15 protein-coding genes, 2 tRNA genes and 1 pseudogene are annotated in these 17,591 nt (G+C 36.5%); 6 read left to right on the top strand and 12 right to left on the bottom strand.

Annotated elements, in window-relative coordinates; translation table 11 throughout:
• Positions 1-4: 4 nt before the first annotated feature.
• The 8 genes from potA to rpiB all read right to left on the bottom strand — a co-directional run bounded on the left by potA (position 5) and on the right by rpiB (position 9,449).
• Entirely contained in the window at positions 5-1,048 is a 1,044-nt protein-coding gene (potA, locus tag Q5O30_RS02460) for a spermidine/putrescine ABC transporter ATP-binding protein (protein ID WP_021952177.1), read from the bottom strand.
• An 80-nt stretch (positions 1,049-1,128) separates the two neighbouring features.
• On the bottom strand, positions 1,129-1,662 hold the full coding sequence (locus Q5O30_RS02455) for a helix-turn-helix domain-containing protein (protein WP_021952176.1): 534 nt from the start codon (positions 1,660-1,662) through the stop codon (positions 1,129-1,131).
• Between the two features lie 413 nt (positions 1,663-2,075).
• Positions 2,076-3,710, bottom strand: a complete 1,635-nt coding sequence (locus Q5O30_RS02450; RefSeq protein ID WP_021952175.1) for a class I adenylate-forming enzyme family protein — start codon at positions 3,708-3,710, stop codon at positions 2,076-2,078.
• 66 nt (positions 3,711-3,776) lie between these two features.
• A complete protein-coding gene (locus tag Q5O30_RS02445) occupies positions 3,777-4,610 on the bottom strand; it encodes an amidohydrolase family protein (protein ID WP_021952174.1) in 834 nt (277 codons plus the stop codon).
• Positions 4,611-4,627: 17 nt separating this feature from the next.
• Positions 4,628-5,200 carry an indolepyruvate oxidoreductase subunit beta gene (locus Q5O30_RS02440; protein ID WP_021952173.1) on the bottom strand — a complete coding sequence of 191 codons (573 nt, stop codon included), beginning with the start codon at positions 5,198-5,200 and terminating at the stop codon, positions 4,628-4,630.
• A gap of 2 nt (positions 5,201-5,202) precedes the next feature.
• Positions 5,203-6,930 (bottom strand): indolepyruvate ferredoxin oxidoreductase subunit alpha, encoded by a 1,728-nt coding sequence (gene iorA / locus Q5O30_RS02435; RefSeq protein WP_368076738.1) that lies wholly within the window; start codon positions 6,928-6,930, stop codon positions 5,203-5,205.
• A gap of 318 nt (positions 6,931-7,248) precedes the next feature.
• A complete protein-coding gene (locus Q5O30_RS02430) occupies positions 7,249-8,835 on the bottom strand; it encodes a sodium:solute symporter (protein ID WP_021952171.1) in 1,587 nt (528 codons plus the stop codon).
• 149 nt (positions 8,836-8,984) lie between these two features.
• Positions 8,985-9,449: a ribose 5-phosphate isomerase B gene (gene rpiB / locus Q5O30_RS02425; protein WP_021952170.1), complete on the bottom strand. Its 465-nt coding sequence runs from the start codon at positions 9,447-9,449 to the stop codon at positions 8,985-8,987.
• Positions 9,450-9,602: 153 nt separating this feature from the next.
• Here rpiB and srtB (Q5O30_RS02420) point away from each other — a divergent pair, with 153 nt between their 5' ends.
• The 3 genes from srtB (Q5O30_RS02420) to Q5O30_RS02410 all read left to right on the top strand — a co-directional run bounded on the left by srtB (Q5O30_RS02420) (position 9,603) and on the right by Q5O30_RS02410 (position 12,237).
• On the top strand, positions 9,603-10,367 hold the full coding sequence (gene srtB / locus Q5O30_RS02420; RefSeq protein WP_021952169.1) for a class B sortase: 765 nt from the start codon (positions 9,603-9,605) through the stop codon (positions 10,365-10,367).
• Positions 10,351-11,637, top strand: coding sequence for an LCP family protein (locus Q5O30_RS02415; protein ID WP_021952168.1), 1,287 nt, complete (start codon positions 10,351-10,353; stop codon positions 11,635-11,637). The genes srtB (Q5O30_RS02420) and Q5O30_RS02415 overlap by 17 nt, the downstream gene beginning before the upstream one ends.
• 72 nt (positions 11,638-11,709) lie before the next feature.
• Positions 11,710-12,237 carry a X2-like carbohydrate binding domain-containing protein gene (locus Q5O30_RS02410; RefSeq protein WP_021952167.1) on the top strand — a complete coding sequence of 176 codons (528 nt, stop codon included), beginning with the start codon at positions 11,710-11,712 and terminating at the stop codon, positions 12,235-12,237.
• A gap of 187 nt (positions 12,238-12,424) precedes the next feature.
• Here Q5O30_RS02410 and Q5O30_RS02405 read toward each other — a convergent pair.
• Positions 12,425-12,508: transfer RNA gene (locus tag Q5O30_RS02405), tRNA-Leu, on the bottom strand.
• Positions 12,509-12,537: 29 nt separating this feature from the next.
• Positions 12,538-12,619, bottom strand: a tRNA-Tyr gene (locus Q5O30_RS02400).
• A 184-nt stretch (positions 12,620-12,803) separates the two neighbouring features.
• Here Q5O30_RS02400 and srtB (Q5O30_RS02395) point away from each other — a divergent pair.
• The 3 genes from srtB (Q5O30_RS02395) to Q5O30_RS02385 all read left to right on the top strand — a co-directional run bounded on the left by srtB (Q5O30_RS02395) (position 12,804) and on the right by Q5O30_RS02385 (position 15,308).
• Entirely contained in the window at positions 12,804-13,565 is a 762-nt protein-coding gene (gene srtB / locus Q5O30_RS02395) for a class B sortase (protein WP_021952166.1), read from the top strand.
• Positions 13,549-14,952, top strand: a complete 1,404-nt coding sequence (locus tag Q5O30_RS02390; protein ID WP_021952165.1) for an LCP family protein — start codon at positions 13,549-13,551, stop codon at positions 14,950-14,952. Before srtB (Q5O30_RS02395) ends, Q5O30_RS02390 begins: the two co-directional genes overlap by 17 nt.
• A gap of 98 nt (positions 14,953-15,050) precedes the next feature.
• Positions 15,051-15,308 carry an NPXTG-anchored protein gene (locus tag Q5O30_RS02385; RefSeq protein ID WP_021952164.1) on the top strand — a complete coding sequence of 86 codons (258 nt, stop codon included), beginning with the start codon at positions 15,051-15,053 and terminating at the stop codon, positions 15,306-15,308.
• Between the two features lie 54 nt (positions 15,309-15,362).
• Here the strand turns inward: Q5O30_RS02385 and Q5O30_RS02380 are convergent, their stop codons facing one another.
• Together Q5O30_RS02380 and Q5O30_RS02375 are read right to left on the bottom strand one after the other, a co-directional pair.
• A complete protein-coding gene (locus Q5O30_RS02380) occupies positions 15,363-17,390 on the bottom strand; it encodes an alpha-glycosidase (RefSeq protein WP_021952163.1) in 2,028 nt (675 codons plus the stop codon).
• An 18-nt stretch (positions 17,391-17,408) separates the two neighbouring features.
• Positions 17,409-17,591 (bottom strand): annotated as a pseudogene (locus Q5O30_RS02375) (cell division protein FtsH); the annotation flags it as partial.

The following is a 17,591-nucleotide window of genomic DNA, read 5'->3' as shown; positions in this document are numbered from 1 at the left end:
CCTCCTAATTTTCCATTTTGTGCATAACCTGAATATCATAAGGGTCTATGGTAAGACCTATTTCAATTCCCAACTCGATATTTTCCGTAGTATGCACCTTATAATTTCTGTATTTGCACTGCACCAGATACTCATAATGAACACCTTTAAAAATTTTTGACACAACTTTTCCTACAACTTTGCCCTCTTCCGGTGCCACTATATCCATATCTTCCGGTCTTAAAACTACCTCAATTTCCTCGTTATCCTTAAATCCCTTGTCAACACATTCCCACATTACATCATCAAACTTAACAAGGCAGTCCTTTATCATATTTCCTTCAATAATATTGGATTCTCCAATAAATTCCGCCACAAATCTGTTTTGTGGTTCGTTGTAAATATCAATGGGGGTGCCTATCTGCTGAATAACTCCGTCGTTCATTACAACTATTGTATCAGACATGGTAAGAGCTTCCTCCTGGTCGTGGGTTACAAATATAAAGGTTATGCCTACTTCCTTTTGAATTTTTTTAAGCTCCGTCTGCATATCCTTTCTAAGCTTCGCATCAAGGGCACCTAGTGGCTCATCAAGAAGTAAAATCTTTGGTTCATTAACCAAAGCCCTTGCAATGGCAACTCTTTGCTGCTGCCCTCCTGAAAGGCTTGTTACATCCCTTTTCTCATATCCTTTAAGACCTACTAATTCAAGCATTCTCTTCACTTTTTTATCTATTATATTTTTGTCTGTCTTTTTTAAATTAAGACCGAAAGCTATATTGTCGTACACATTTAAAAATGGAAAAAGGGCATATTTCTGGAATACAGTGTTGATTTCTCTTTTATATGGTGGAACCTTTGAGATATCCTTACCACTTACTAACACCTGTCCGTTACTTGGCTCTTCAAAACCGCCTATTATTCTGAGAATTGTGGTTTTTCCGCAACCACTTGGCCCTAAAAGTGTAAGAAATTCATTTTCATAGATATTTAAGTCAATTCCTCTTAAAACCTGTTGTTCCCCAAAGTTTTTTGAAATATTCTTAAGTTCAATAATTGTATTTCCCATTTCTGCCTCCTTTTTTAATAGTATTGTCGTCTTTTCATTAGCCGGCTGATTATTCAAAGATTTCATCTAAAAACCTTTATCTAAAAACTTGGTGGACTGCTTATCCACAACACTTTTGCCCCGTTTTTTGATTTAAGATAATGCTTATATTTTGCATCGTAATAAAATGATTCGCCTTTTTTTGCCTTAAATGAACGGTTTCCCAAAACTACCTGCACCGTTCCTGACAACACATACCCAAACTCTTCTCCCTCATGGGGATTATCCGGGTATGTAGCTCCACCTGCTTCTAATGTAAGAAGTATAGGCTCCATTATGTTTTTCTGGGCATTTGGTATTATCCACTGAATATTATTTTTTAACTCTTCATCTGTTTTTTCAAAATAATCTTCCTTTGAGAAAACTATCTGCTTGTCCTCATCGTCACTAAAAAAATGCTTTAAATCCGTGCCTAAACACTGCAACACATCTATTAATGTGGCAATAGATGGGGATGTGAGATTATTCTCCATTTGTGAAATAAATCCCTTTGACAATTCTGACCTGTCTGCCAATTCTTCCTGTGTCAGCCCGTTGGCAATTCTTAATTCTTTTATTTTGCTTCCTATATCCATTATATAACTTAATTACCTTCCTTAGTTTTCATAAACTAAACAAAAAGTTTAGTATTTCTAACCCTAGAATACTATATAAAAATATGGTGGGAATGTCAATATAATTGTGGTGGGATGTGAAATTATTTTTGGGATGTGAAATTATTGTGTGGTCGGTTGGATTTGTCTTTTCAAGTTTTTCAATGGTACCCTGTGGAGAGTTGCGTGGAATTTTAGTGCTTCCAACTGCTTTTGGACAGTTGGTTTTTCATTTTCAAACTTTCCAACCGTCCCCCACAGAAAAATAAGTTATTTTGCCATCAAAAAAGCAGTTGAATTGTCCATTTTCAAACATTCAACTGCTTTTTGACATATAACGCTTCCGCTCCGATTCAACCACCATAGTCTAATCACTACAGCACACCCGGCATCTACTAGCCTCTGTTCTGTGCATCTACCAGATTCTTGCTGTGATAAATTTCCCTAAGCTTAGGCTTTTCAATCTTTCCTGTAGCATTTCTAGGTACTTTGGCGAAAATAATCTTTCTAGGTCTCTTATATCTTGGAAGTTCCTTGCAGAACTCATTTATTTCTTCTTCGCTACATTCCGTATCAGGATTCAACTCAATAATGGCTGCTGAAATTTCCCCTAATCGCTCATCTGCCAGTCCAATTACGGCAACATCCTTAATTTTAGGGTGCTTGCTTAAGAAGTTCTCTATCTGTACCGGATATATATTTTCACCACCACTGATAATAACGTCCTTCTTTCTGTCAACAAGATAAATAAAGCCATCCTTATCCATTTCTGCCATGTCTCCGGTATAAAGCCATCCGTCCTTAAGACATTCAGCTGTAGCTTTTTCATCGTTGTAGTAACAAGTCATAACCCCGGGGCCCTTAACAATAAGTTCCCCTACGTCTCCCTGATTAACTTCATTACCTTCAGTGTCAACAATTTTAGCCTGCCAGCCATATCCCGGCACACCAATTGCTCCTACCTTATCAATATTATCAACACCTAAATGTACACAACCCGGCCCAATTGATTCGCTTAAGCCATAGTTGGTGTCGTACTGATGATGTGGAAAATATTCCTTCCATCTCTTAATGAGACTTTGAGGCACAGGCTGAGCACCAATATGCATAAGTCTCCACTGCTTCAAATCATAATCTTCGATTTTAAGCTCACCTCTGTCCAATGCCAGCAAAATATCCTGAGCCCAAGGCACTAAAAGCCATACAATAGTACAATGCTCTTTAGATACTGTTTCAAAAATAGTTTTAGGTGTAACACCCTTTAACAAAACTGCTTTTCCACCGGTAAGAAGACTACCGAACCAATGCATTTTTGCCCCTGTATGATAAAGAGGCGGAATACACAAAAATACGTCATCCTTTGTTTGTCCGTGATGATTCTGTTCAACCTTTGCCGCATGCATAAGGCTTTCGTGATTATGTAAAATAGCTTTCGGAAATCCTGTTGTTCCTGATGAAAAATAAATTGCCGCATCATCCTCATCGGTAATTTTAATATCCGGTGACAATGAAGAACAGTTTGAAACAAGATTATCATAATTTTCTGCAAAAGAAGGGCAATCCCCACCTACATAAAACAAAATTCTCTTTTCATCTATTTCATCTACAATTTCTTCTATACGCCCAATAAATTCAGGCCCGAAGAAAAGAACATCTGTCTCTGAAAGCTCCAGACAATATTTAATTTCATGTTCGTCAAAACGGAAATTCATTGGCACTGCCAATGCTCCCGTTTTTAATATTCCAAAGTAAATAGGCAGCCACTCTAAGCAGTTCATCATAAGAATTGCTACTTTATCACCTTTTCTTATGCCTCTGCTAAGTAACAGATTAGCTACCCTGTTAGCCTTTTCGTTAAATACATGCCATGTTATTTCACGTCTGTACTGCTGACTTAAATCCGGCTGGATTAACTCGTACTCACGCCATGTAACACGCCTTTTCTCCTTTATATCAGGATTAATTTCCACGAGAGCCACATCATTTGCATATTGTATGGCATTTCTCTCTAATAATTCTGTGATAGGCATTTATTTATCCTTCTCTCTTTCTTTATTTCCCTTTAGTTGTAATGGTGCACAGCCATTTAAATAACATTAGAATCCAAACAGTCTTTTGGCATTTTCTCCAAGAATCAGTTTCTTTTCATCATCATTAAGTCCTGTATTGTCAAAGTCTTCCAAAGCCTGTTTCTGGTCGTACCATGGGCTGTCGGTTCCAAACAGTATTTTGTCAGTACCGTGTTTTCTCACCATTCTCACAAACTGCTCATTGCCAAGTCTTACAGGGAACCTTCTGTTTAAGACTACTGCTGTATCCATATAAAATGGAAGACCTACCAGTTTTTCTTCCACTTCATCCCATAATCTCCATCCACCCATATGTGCCAGAATAAGTTTTTCCGGCTGAATATGTTTCCACAAATTAAGAACCATATCCGGTGTGCAGTGAATAGTATCCGGAAGACCTACATCCTCTCCTGCGTGTACTATTATTCCCAGACCCTTATTTGCTGCATAATCAATGAGCCTTATATATCTCTCATCATCAAAAAATACATGTTGATAATCCGGATGAAGCTTAATTGCCTTAAGCTCCATAGACGCAATATCATCTATGATTTCCTTGTAATTCTCACAGTCGGGATGAATGGCACCAAAGTTAAACACCTTTGTTTCATCCATTTTTTCATTGGCTTTAACTGACAATTCGTTGATTTTTTCAGGTTGTGTAACATTAGTTGCCACAGGGCAAACCACTGACAAATCAATTCCTGCACTTTTAGTGCTGTCAGATAATCCCTGAAACGTAGGGATTCTGGCACATTTAACCTCAAAGCCCTGACCTCTTACGATATCCTCTTCCATATGCTCTATGGCTCTGGCTGCTATCTTGTACGGAAATGTATGGGTATGAATATCAATGATCATTTCAAATTCCTTCTTATTTAAAATTCGTAGCCTCTCTCAAAAGCTGCCACGTTAATATCTATAGTCTTTGGTGGAACAGTTTTCTTAATTACATCAATCCACTGTTCTTTCGGGAAGTCCATTCTCTTTGCAGCAACTCCTAAAATAATAACGTTGAAAACCCTTGGATTGCCCATGGCTAAAGCTTCAGCCTGAGCATCAACGGAAATAACCTTATGTTCCTTTGACAGATTTTCAATAATATTTTCAGGATATTTTGCCACTCCCGTAACTACAGGCATAGGGTCGATTCTCTGATCATTAACAATAATAACCCCATCCTTTTTTAAGTAGTGAGCATATCTTAAAGCCTCTAATCTTTCAAAAGCAATCAGTACATCTGCCTGACCTTCCTCCACTATAGGCTCTGCTACCTTTTCTCCATATCTTACATATGTTACAACGCTTCCTCCACGCTGTGCCATTCCGTGAACTTCTGATAATTTTACATCATATCCTGCGGCTACTGTAATTCCCCCTAAAATTCTGCTGGTAAGGAGAGTACCCTGACCACCAACGCCTACTATCATAATATTCCTTGTTTCTGCCATGATTATTCTCCTTTCTTTTTAAGTTCTATAGCTCCAAACTTACAATTGCTCATGCAAAGTCCACAGCCGTTACACATTGTTCCGTCAATTGCCACTGTTCCATCTTCCTTTTTAGTCATGGCAGGACAACCCGGAACTAAACACTGTCCGCATTTAACACATTTTTCAGGTATTGTATAACATTTTCCCTTAGGAACAAATGACTTAAGAAGTGCACATGGTGACTGGGAAATAATAACTGAAACCTCATCCCTTGCAACTTCTTCCTTAACTACCTTGGTTAATTTATCAACATCAAAAGCATCAACTACTTCAACATGTTTAACTCCCAATGCATGACATAAATCCACAAGATCAACTGCATATGCCGGCTCACCGTCTAGTGTTTTTCCTGTTGCCGGATGATCCTGATGTCCTGTCATTCCTGTTGTTGAATTATCCAAAATAATAACTGTACCTGTAGCCTTGTTATAAACCATGTTCATAAGTGAATTTACACCTGTGTGAAGGAATGTAGAATCACCAATTACGGCTACCCAGTTTTTAATGTAATCTTTTCCTTTTGCCTTCTCCATGCCGTGAAGAGTTGAAATACTTGAGCCCATACAAAGAGTTGTATCAACTACTGCCAACGGGTTTACAGCACCTAATGTGTAACATCCAATGTCACCTGCCGCATGAATTTTTAACTTCTTAAGAACGGAATATGTACTTCTGTGAGGGCATCCCGGACAAAGAATAGGTGGTCTTGCAGGAGCCTCATTTGAAGCTTTAACCTCAATTGTTTCACCTAAAATCTTCTCTCTTAACATATTGGCACTGTACTCGCCCTGAATTGTAAATAAATTCTTGCCGTCACATTCAATGCCCATTGCCTTAACCTGTTCTTCAATTACAGGTTCAAGCTCTTCCACAATTACAAGTCTGTCAACCTTTGACGCAAAATCCTTTATAAGCTTCTTTGGAAGAGGATGTACCAATCCCAGCTTCAATACTGAAGCCTCAGGTAAAACTTCCTTAACATACTGATAAGGTATTCCACTTGTAATAATTCCTATTTTTGTGTCATTATATTCTACTTTATTAATATCTAATGTATTAGCATCCTCAGCCATTCTGTTCATACGCTGTTCAACAAAAACGTGACGTTTAATGGCATTAGCAGGCATCATAACATTCTTTGCAATATTTCTCTCGTAAGGCTTATCATCAACCTCTACTCTATCCTCTAAATTAACAATACCCTGGGAATGGGCAATTCTTGTAGTTGTTCTTAAAATAATCGGTGTATCGTATTCCTCTGATAACTCATAAGCTCTCTTTGTAAATACCCTTGCTTCCTCACTGTCTGACGGTTCAATAACCGGAATCATGGAAGCACGTCCAATCATTCTTGTATCCTGTTCATTCTGTGAGCTGTAAATACCCGGGTCATCAGCTACAACAACCACCATACCACCATTTACTCCAATATACGCTCCTGAGTAAAGAGGGTCTGCTGCCACATTAAGACCTACCATTTTCATCATACACATGGATCTGCAGCCTGCCATGGATGCTCCTATGGCTACTTCCGCTGCCACCTTTTCATTAGGTGCCCATTCTGCATAAACCCCATCATACTTAACAATATTTTCACTTATCTCTGTACTAGGTGTTCCCGGATAAGCTGATGTTACCTTAACTCCGGCTTCATAAGCTCCACGGGCAATAGCTTCGTTACCTAGCATAATAGTCTGCTTGCTCAATATCTTCTCCTACCTCTCTTGAATAAATGTATCGCAATAACACTTTTTATTGCTTTAAAGTAATAAACTTAATTATAATTTATCCTGCATTATAAGTCAATGTATCAAGTTGACCATATCTGTAAAAAGGCTATTCCTTCTAATGCGGGAATCACGTATATTAAATTTCCCACAGCTTTTACTATCTTCACAGCTATCAACAACAAAAATATAAGTGATATAGCGACACACATTCCCGCTAATTTAATTTCAAATTTGCTTATTATTAAAAAATCAGAAAATCTCATATCCTATTATTTACTACTGCTTTAAATGCTCTTTAGCTGTTGTTTCTGTTTTTTCATTGTAACATTCAAAGATTTCGTCAAGTTCCTTATCACTTTGCTTCTTTGTAAACAGGCTGATTATAGGAACGATTATAAGTCCACCTACCATGGCTATAACACCTGAATTAATTGATGACTTAAATACATAACCAAGAACTGTCCCCCAGCCTGTAATATCTATTCCTGCCAAAGTTATTATAAGCTGGATAACTGCAATGGAGCACCCCCAGATGTAACAAACTACTGTAGCTGTTTTTGTAATGCCCTTCCAGTATAAACCATAAAGGAATGGTGCCAAAAATGCCCCTGCAAGAGCTCCCCATGAAACACCCATCATCTGTGCAATAAATGTAACTTCCGGATGTGCATCCTTAAATATGGCTATAACTGCTGAAACAAGGATAAAGAACACAATAAGTAATCTCATTAACGTAACCTGTTTCTTTTCTGTAATTTCCTTTTTGCATGCCGGCTTTATAACGTCTAAAGTAAATGTTGAACTTGATGTAAGTACCAGTGAAGAAAGGGTTGACATTGATGCAGACAATACAAGTACAATAACCACTGCAATTACAATAGAAGGTAATGTAGAGAGCATGGTAGGAATAATAGTGTCAAATAAAGGCTTTCCTGTAGCTTCATTAATGGTTATTTTATCACTGTACAATCTTCCAAATCCACCTAAGAAGTAGCAGCCTCCGGCTACAATAATGGCAAATACTGTAGAAATTACAGTTCCCTTATGTATATCTTTTTCACTTTTAATGGCATAAAATTTTCCTACCATTTGTGGAAGTCCCCATGTTCCAAGGGATGTAAGAACTACTACAAATAAAAGTGCCAATGGATCAGGTCCTAAAAATGATGAATAAGCTCCCTGCCATCCTGCATCTCCTGTGATAGCTGAAAGATTTTTTGTTGCATTAACCAAACCGCCATTATCTACAAGAACTGCACCTATAACAGCACAAATACCAAACAGCATGATAATGCCCTGAATAAAATCATTAATGGCTGTTGCCATATATCCGCCAAATATTACATATACACCGGTAAGCACTGCCATTACTGCAATAACTACCCAGTATGGAATATCAAAAACCAGACCAAACAAGCTGGACAATCCGTTATACAATGATGATGTATATGGAATTAAGAATATAAATACTATAATTGATGCAGCCACCTTAAGTGGTGTTGAGTTAAATCTCTTACCAAAGAAATCAGGCATGGTTTTTGCATCAATATGCTGTGTCATAACTCTTGTTCTTCTTCCTAATACGTTCCATGCAAGAAGTGAACCAATAAAGGCATTTCCAAGACCTGCCCATGTGGAAGCCAGTCCAAAATTCCATCCAAACTGTCCTGCATATCCAACGAAAATAACCGCTGAAAAGTATGAAGTACCAAAGGCAAATGCTGTAAGCCATGGGCCTACCGAACGTCCTCCAAGAACAAATCCATTTACGTCTGTCGTGTGTCTTCTGGTGTAAAATCCCACAAATATCATTATGGCAAAAAACACTACCAGCATAATGGAACATAATGTAACTGTTGTCATTTTAATTCCCTCCAAATTATTATGTGAATATATTTCCGTGGCTTTAAAGCGTTGAACTTTAAACCGTTACGCTTTAAAGTAGTAAAGTAATTATATAAAAAAAGGAACTGCTTGTCAACAACTGGTTTTGTCAACAGGCAGTTCCTAAACTACTTACTGTATTTCTTTTCAATATCTGTTATCATATCCACCCTTCTTGCATGTCTTCCGCCTTCAAATTCAGTTCCGAAAAACTCATCAAGAATCATCTTTGCCAGTTCAGTTCCAACTACACGGGCACCAAAAGCTATAATATTAGCATTATTATGCTGTTTTGTAAGCTTTGCTGAATAAGGCTCGCTGCAAACAGCTGCTCTTACTCCCGGAACCTTATTGGCACTCATGGATATTCCAATTCCCGTTCCACAAATAAGTACACCGTAATCAACTTCCTTAGAAACTACTGCTTCTCCTACTTCCTGACCCTTACTTGGATAATCGCATTTAATTATTTCACCGTTTTCATCGTAATTAGTTCCGTAATCAACACATTCATATCCTTTTTCTTCCATATATTTCAACAATTCATTTTTCAAGTCAATTGCTGCATGGTCGCATCCAAATCCAATTTTCATTTTATTTTCCTCTTTTTTAATAATATATTTGTATTTTCATTTTAACCAGTACGGTATTATATGTCAAATCCATAATGGAATGCTTGATTTTCTTTTCATAAGTTATATACTATTAATACAATACAATGTTAAATGAGGGAGTGCTGTTTAAATATGAAAATTAAAAAACTTCTTTGGGGGATTTTTTTTGTTTTTTTTCTAATCATATTGATTTTTTCCGGATACAAAATAATCTCTATTTTTTTTGACAACGGTGGCAATGTTGATAAATATATTGAAGAAACATCCACTATCACAAAGGAAAGTGAAAGTGATTCCATGGCTGATAATCACGGTATTAAATGGTCATCCCTTAAGAAAGCCAACGATGATATATACGCATGGATTTACATTCCAAACACTAATGTGGATTATCCCATTGTTCAGTCTTCAGTTTATGAGTCTGACACTCTTTACCTAGACCATAACATAGACAAGAAGCCTGACATAGCCGGTGCCATTTTTTCAGAGCGTGCCAACAGAAAGGATTTTTCTGACCCTGTGACGGTTATTTATGGTCATAACATGAAAAATGGTTCTATGTTTAAAACTCTCCACAGTTTTGAAGATGCTAAATTTTTCAAAAAAAATAAATTTATTTACATATATACGGAAAAACGTAAACTTACCTATAAGATATATTCGGCGTATGTATACGATGACAGACATATATTAAATTCATTTAATTTTGAAGATAAAAAGATATTAAAAAAATATTTAAAGTCTACCCAAAATCCACAATCCCTTACAAAAAATACCCGTAAGGTGGATTTAAGCACCGACAGTAAGGTACTGACTCTTAGCACCTGCACTAACGGTGCCGCAAACACACGATATTTAGTACAAGGAGTATTAATTAAAGATGAGCAGACAAAGTAACGATTTATATAGCAATATAGAATTAGTGCCTGATGATTATTCAGATGATAAGCAGGCTGATTCAGGTAATAGTGCCACTAATTTAGAAGATGAACAGGTTACCTCCAAAGGCGAACATCACAGCAGTCACCACTCAGGTTGCGGACATCACTCCAGTGGCTCCCACCATCCAGGGAGTGGGCATCATTCCGGTCACCATCATCATAGCCACTCCTCTAGTAGAAAAAGTGGCTCTAAGAAAAAGAAAAAATGGAGCAGGAAGAAAAAATTCTTCGTTATATTGCTCTTGGTGATTTTATTTTTAATTCTTGCACTTTTAACTACTTTTGGAGTAATGCATTATTTAGGCAAAAAATCCTTACTGGGAAATGAGGCAGTTGCCCTTACTCTTCCTGAGGATATTAACTATGACGATATTGAAGGCGACGGCAAAACCATAGAATACAAGGGACACACTTACGAGTTTAACAGTAACATTGCAAGTATTTTGTTTATGGGTGTTGACCATGATGAGTTTAAAGATGATGCCGTTCCATCTACAGCAGGACAAGCTGATGCCCTGTATCTTATGACCTATAATATTTCCACTGGAAAAATTAAGGTTTTAGCCCTTAACCGTGATATTATGACTGATATCAGCAGATATGACAGTGAAGGTAATTATTATGATACGGCGACTAAACAGTTATGTCTTGCCTATGCATATGGAGACGGAAAAGAATTAAGTGCCAAAAATCAGGCTATGGCAGTGGAACGTTTTATTTACAACATTCCAATTAATACATACTACGCCATTGATTTTTCATCCCTTAAAATATTAAATGATGATATCGGTGGTGTCACGTTAACACCTGAGTACACCTTTTCCTCCTTCACCAAAGGACAAAAAATTACTCTGAAAGGTGAAACTGCCGAACAGTTTGTAAGATACAGAAATACAAATCTGTTAGATGACAACCTACGACGTATGAGTTGCCAGAAGCTGTACCTTAACAGTTTTGTCAGTCAGCTTTTGCCATCATTAAAAAAAGATATTAACGTTCCGCTAAAATTGTACAAAGATTCATCAAAGTACACAGTAACAAATTTAGATGCCAATATTATGGTATATTTGGCATCGACCCTGGCAACTAACTATTCCGGGCTTAACATTACTTCCATTAAAGGCAAGTATGTAGAGAAGAAAGATGACCGGTTTGCTGAGTATAAAATAAATAAAACTGATTTATTCGAGAAAATATTAGATATTTATTATATAAAAACTCGTTAATATGTTGCTTTTTTGTTGATTTATTGTATAATTACTTAATAGTATCAAATTTTGTATATGGGAGGTCTACTTATGAAAAGAAAGTTTATTGCTTTGTTTATTACTTTAGTTTTAACATTTGCTTTTTCTGCTAACTGTTTTGCTCTTCCGAGTCCAACAGAGAAACCTATCAAGCCGACAACATCACAGACTGTTACAGTTAAACCGGCTGGCGATAAGGATGGCAATTGGTCAAAGGGTGATAAGAAAGGTCTTACTTTTGTAACAAACGTTAAGCTTGATAAGAATACAACTATTTATGTTGATGGTAAGGTACTTGATGCATCAGATTATGTTGTAAAGAATAATAAAATTATTTTATCAGCTGACTTTTTAGCAAGTCTTTCATGTGGTAAACACACACTTACAGTTAAAACAAGTATAGGTACAGCAAGCTGCGATTTCTATATTTCTGAAAACGGCGAAACTGTAGCACCTAACAATAAAAGTGTTTCACCAAAGACAGCTGACAATGGCAATTATGTTCTTATTCCTGTAGCATTGATTTCAGCTTTATTCCTTGGAATTATGCTTTTAGGAAGAAAAAGAATTACAGAATAATTGATTCATACTTAAATCAAAAACAGTGAAGTGTTCATGGCTTCACTGTTTTTTTGTTTTTGTAAATGCCCCGGTAAATAATTTTATATGATACTTCATTTTTTCAACAACTTAGTTTAATAACAGAATTCTGCCTTACACGTAAAAAAACCTTTCGTCATGATTATCATAACGAAAGGTTTTCTTATGCCGGCGACCGGAATCGAACCGGTACTGTGTTGCCACAACAGGATTTTAAGTCCTGCGCGTCTGCCAGTTCCGCCACGCCGGCGTTTATTAATGAAATAATCATTAATATAATGGGCAGAGGTGGATTCGAACCACCGAAGCAAGTTGCAGCAGATTTACAGTCTGTCCCCTTTGGCCACTCGGGAATCTGCCCATTCACAATATATATTTATATCACATTACTTAAAAAAGTGCAACAACATTTATTACATATTCCAAATTATTTCCATTATATTCACCAAATCTTTTTCTTTTTCATTTTAATCTTTGACACAAAGCTATATTGATACTATACTGTTTATAATCCAGAGGCAAATATAGGAGAACAATACTACAAAATGAATAAGAAAAAATTATTTTGGGGTGTAACCTTTATTGTAGCAGTTATTGTTTGTGTAATTTGCGGTTATAAAATCATTTCCTACTTTCTAAGTGACGGTGGAAATTCCGCAGAATACATTAATCCTGAAACAGAAACGAATACTGCCACTTTGGTTAATACCGTAGAAAATCACAATATAAACTGGGTTAAGTTGCAGGAAAAAAATTCCGACGTTTATTCATGGATATATATTCCTAACACTAACGTTGATTATCCTGTAGTACAGCCGGGTAAAAATTTATCTGATGACTTTTATCTTAACCATAATGTAAACAGGGAAAACGAATTTGCCGGTGCTATTTATACGGAAAAGCAAAATGCAAAGGATTATTCCGATCCTGTAACCGTATTATACGGGCATAATATGCTTAACGGTTCTATGTTTAAGTCACTTCATAAATTTGAAGATGCTAAGTTTTTTAAGAAAAACAAATATATCTATATTTATATGCCAAATCACCGTTTAACCTATAAAATTTATGCAGCTTATGTATACGATGACAGACATATTCTTAATGCCTTTAAGCTTAGCGACAAAAAAGTTCTAAAAAAATATTTTGAATATACCACAAATCCGAATTCACTTTCAAAAAATATCAGGAAAGTGTCTCTTGATATAAACAGTAAAATAATAACACTTAGCACTTGCACCAATGGTGCTGAAAATACGCGATATTTAGTACAGGGGGTTTTAATTAAGGATGAGCAAACCAATTAATTCTTTAACTGAGGACAAAGATTTAGAAAATTTAAGCAATGCCGGGGATAATACAGATAACACTGTTTCCCACAATTTAGACAAAGAAGAAAGTAGTACTGAAAAAGAGGTTAGTGATGCTCACTCCTCACACCATCATCACCAACATTATCATCACAATACCGATGTAATTCATGATAATGGCGATGGTGAAACTTTTGAGGTTGATTGGGATACAATTGAAAGAAATTACAAGCACAGACATCACCATCGTTCTCATTCATCCGGGGAATCAGATGATAAAGCTTCTGATATATCTCATTCAAGTGATAATCACAAATTTAATAAGGGGCATCTTTCAAGAGGAAACAGCAAAACAAATAATAAGAAAAAACGCATGAGCAAAAAGAAGAAGATTTTTCTTGGCATATTAATCTTTTTACTGTGTGTTATTCTGGGAATTGTAGTAACATTTTTCGTAATGAGATATTTAGGTCAGAAAAAACTTCTTAACTATGACAATGTTAATATGAATTTCCCTAAGGATATTGATTATGAAAATAATGGACGTATTGTTTATTACAATGGTCATACATATGAATTTAATGATAATATTGCAAGTATACTGTTTATGGGTATCGACAAACGTAAATTAGTAGACGATGCAGTAGCAGCAACAGCCGGTCAGGCGGATGCACTTTATTTATTAACATATGATACCTCTAACGGACATATTAAAGTTCTGTGTTTAAACAGAGATACCATGTCAGAGGTTATCAGATACAATGCTGCCGGCAAATATTACGATACAGAAACAAAACAAATTTGTCTTGCTTATGCTTATGGTGACGGTAAAACCACCAGTGCGGAAAATCAGGTTACTGCCGTGGAAAGATTAATATACAACATTCCAATTAATGCTTACTATGCTATCGACCTTTCTGCTATTAAAGTAATAAATGACGATATTTGTGGGGTTACAGTAACACCTGAGTATACTTTTGGAAGCTTTACAAAGGGACAATCCATTACCTTAAAAGGTGATTTAACAGAGGAGTTTGTACGACACAGGGATACAACCCTGCTTGATGACAACCTAAGACGTATGTCATGTCAGAGGCTATATCTTAATTCCTTTACTTCTCAGATTGTGCCTGCGATAAAGGATGACTTTACTTTGCCACTTAAGCTTTATCAGGATAGTTCTGAATACACGGTTACCAACATAAATCCTAATATTATGACTTATTTGGCATCATCCCTTGCCACTAACTATTCAGGACTTAACATGATAACCACCAAAGGTGAATATAAAATGGTAACAGGGGATGCTTCTGCTGAGTTTAAGTTAGACAAAAACGACTTTTTTGAAAAGATACTTGATATATATTATAATAAAATCAAATAATAGATTTAGTTTTGTTATAAAAAATATTTGATTTTTAATTTCATTAATGTATAATGGTATAAGATATTAGAAAGATTTTAGTTATGGAGGTTAAACTTATGAAAAAGAATTTACTTGCTTTATTAGCTACATTGATATTGACTTTTGCATTTTCAGTAAACTGTTTCGCAGCTGTAAGCCCATCAGCAACTGTTATCCCAACTGATGAGGAAGTTACAACAGGTAACGGTGGTGGTGGAAACACTTCACAGACATCACCAAAAACAGGTGCTAACATTGCTTTAGTTTTTGTTGCTGTTGTTTCAGCAGCTGGCGTTGCATTAGTATCAAAGAAGAAATTTTCAGAGGCTGAATAATTTAATTTTAATATAAAAAATAGTTCCAACATTTTGTTGGAACTATTTTTTATATTATATACTTCTGTACACAACTGCACTTTGACCGGGAACACATATATGAATATGTCCGTCTTCCTGAGCTGTTTTTATCCTTCCACAGTTATAGAACTCTCTTGACGTCTCTATAAGTCTCTCCCATACTGTATCATCTTCCTTTCCAAGAATTAGAACCGGAATATTTATCTCCATATCACTATTAGAAGTATTTATGGCAGTGACCACAGCATCCTTATCATCAAAACGTCCATAACATACTAGATCTTGGTTACTTGCAAGTGGTTTGTAGGAACCTGTTTTTAGCACTTTATTATGTCTGTGAAGGGCAATTGCTTCTCTGTAAAATTCCATTATTTCCAGATTTTCTTTCCCCCATGGGTAGGTTCTTCTGTTATCCGGATCAGTCCATCCACAGACTCCCGCCTCGTCACCGTAATACAAGGTTGGTGCTCCCGGAAGAGTCATCTGCATTATTACACCCTGCTTAAAAATGGCTTCGTTGATATTCTCCTGTGCCGCTTTTGTTCCGGATGTTGCCACACGACCTACCATTTTGTTAGTTCTTGTTAAAAACCTTGAATGGTCATGATTAGACAATTCGTTCATGGCAACTAACGACGATTCCGTCTGAAGTCTTGATAAAAAATACTTTATGGCATGATTAAAAGCCTCAGCATTTCCCAGCATCGAAGGATTTGAATTATCAGAATGCTTATCCACACCTGTAAGAAACCATGATACAGGATCCATAAATCCGTCATAGTTCATTACCGTATCCCACTGGTCTCCCCTCAGCCATGCATTTGCATCACCATAATGCTCCGCCAAAATAATTGCATTAGGATTTGCCTCTTTTACGGCTTTTCTAAACTTTCTCCAAAACTGATGGTTAAACTCCTCGCTATGTCCTAAATCTGCTGCCACATCCAATCTCCAGCCGTCTACATTATAAGGAGGTGATACCCATTTTCTACCTATGTTAAGAATATATTCACATAGTTTTTCGCTTTCCTCATAGTTAAGCTTTGGCAATGTGTCAAATCCCCACCAGCCCTCATAACTTCCGTTATCCGGCCAGCTTTCATTTCCAAATTTGAAAAAGGAACTGTAAGGGCTATCCTTAGATTCATAGGCTCCCGGGTGGTAATTTTTATTTCCCCGATATATTCCCTCTCTGTCCATCCATTTATTAAATGAACCGCAGTGGTTGAAAACACCGTCTATAATTACTTTTATTCCCTTTTCATGGGCTTTTTTTACCAGTTTAATAAATAATTTATTACTTTCCGCAAGATTTTCTAAATCAGTTGTTCTGATTTTGTACTTATCTGCAGAAAAATTATTTGATGCATAATGGGCTACTGTACCCCCACCGTCATTTACTATTTTTCCAAAATGAGGGTCAACAAAGTCATAATCCTGAATATCATACTTGTGATTAGAAGGCGAAACAAAAATAGGATTAAAATATATTACCTCAATTCCTAATTTGCTTAAATAATCAAGTTTGTCTATTACCCCTTGAAAATCTCCTCCATAAAACTGCCGTGTCCCATCTACTGCCGAAGGCTCGCTCCAGTTATCCACATGGGACACACCCCGTCCAATATATATATACTCATCATTTACCACATCGTTGGACTTATCCCCATTGCAAAAACGGTCAACCATAATCTGGTACATTACTGCACCCTTTGCCCAATCCGGTGTGGTAAATCCGGGAGTAAACTCAAACTCCCACTCATTTGAACAATACTCACTTGCACCTGATGCATCATAAAATAAAATCTTACGACTATCCGCTACCTTAAAATGGTATCTCACCAGTTTTTCCGGCAACGCAAGACTTACGCTGAAATAGTCGAAACTTCCTTCATGTTTTTCACAACACATCCTCATTTCTGTATTTCTAATACATAAAAAAGCCTCATTTACTTCCCCTGCTGCCGTTCTAAGAACAAATGTATATATGCCTTTTTCTTCGTCATATCTTAAAAACCTTTGTGTTCCATCGTGAAATAAAGCTTCTTTCCGTCTGTTCATCTTATAAAACCTTCTTTTCTAGAATAATGCCTCAAATTCTTCCTGACCGATTTTTTCCTTCTCCATTAAGAGATTTGCAGAAGCATGAAGCTGTTCCATATAATCTTTTATTATTGCTTTAGCCTTTTCGTAGCAATCTTCTACAATGTCACGGACTTCCTGATCAATAGCTGATGCAGTATTTTCCCCATATCCCTTTGA

This window comes from Eubacterium sp. CAG:161 (assembly GCF_000432355.1).
Classification (GTDB): Bacteria; Bacillota; Clostridia; order Lachnospirales; family Lachnospiraceae; genus Eubacterium_G; species Eubacterium_G segne.
The sequence above is the reverse complement of the archived record's forward strand: the minus strand, read 5'-3'. Positions and strand labels throughout refer to the sequence as shown.

What these genes read in the sequence shown, in the direction of transcription:
- potA (WP_021952177.1), bottom strand. Translation starts at nt 1,048, where the DNA reads ATGGGAAATACAATTATTGAACTTAAGAATATTTCAAAAAACTTTGGG.
- Q5O30_RS02455 (WP_021952176.1), bottom strand. Translation starts at nt 1,662, where the DNA reads ATGGATATAGGAAGCAAAATAAAAGAATTAAGAATTGCCAACGGGCTG.
- Q5O30_RS02450 (WP_021952175.1), bottom strand. Translation starts at nt 3,710, where the DNA reads ATGCCTATCACAGAATTATTAGAGAGAAATGCCATACAATATGCAAAT.
- Q5O30_RS02445 (WP_021952174.1), bottom strand. Translation starts at nt 4,610, where the DNA reads ATGATCATTGATATTCATACCCATACATTTCCGTACAAGATAGCAGCC.
- Q5O30_RS02440 (WP_021952173.1), bottom strand. Translation starts at nt 5,200, where the DNA reads ATGGCAGAAACAAGGAATATTATGATAGTAGGCGTTGGTGGTCAGGGT.
- iorA (WP_368076738.1), bottom strand. Translation starts at nt 6,930, where the DNA reads ATGCTAGGTAACGAAGCTATTGCCCGTGGAGCTTATGAAGCCGGAGTT.
- Q5O30_RS02430 (WP_021952171.1), bottom strand. Translation starts at nt 8,835, where the DNA reads ATGACAACAGTTACATTATGTTCCATTATGCTGGTAGTGTTTTTTGCC.
- rpiB (WP_021952170.1), bottom strand. Translation starts at nt 9,449, where the DNA reads ATGAAAATTGGATTTGGATGCGACCATGCAGCAATTGACTTGAAAAAT.
- srtB (WP_021952169.1), top strand. Translation starts at nt 9,603, where the DNA reads ATGAAAATTAAAAAACTTCTTTGGGGGATTTTTTTTGTTTTTTTTCTA.
- Q5O30_RS02415 (WP_021952168.1), top strand. Translation starts at nt 10,351, where the DNA reads ATGAGCAGACAAAGTAACGATTTATATAGCAATATAGAATTAGTGCCT.
- Q5O30_RS02410 (WP_021952167.1), top strand. Translation starts at nt 11,710, where the DNA reads ATGAAAAGAAAGTTTATTGCTTTGTTTATTACTTTAGTTTTAACATTT.
- srtB (WP_021952166.1), top strand. Translation starts at nt 12,804, where the DNA reads ATGAATAAGAAAAAATTATTTTGGGGTGTAACCTTTATTGTAGCAGTT.
- Q5O30_RS02390 (WP_021952165.1), top strand. Translation starts at nt 13,549, where the DNA reads ATGAGCAAACCAATTAATTCTTTAACTGAGGACAAAGATTTAGAAAAT.
- Q5O30_RS02385 (WP_021952164.1), top strand. Translation starts at nt 15,051, where the DNA reads ATGAAAAAGAATTTACTTGCTTTATTAGCTACATTGATATTGACTTTT.
- Q5O30_RS02380 (WP_021952163.1), bottom strand. Translation starts at nt 17,390, where the DNA reads ATGAACAGACGGAAAGAAGCTTTATTTCACGATGGAACACAAAGGTTT.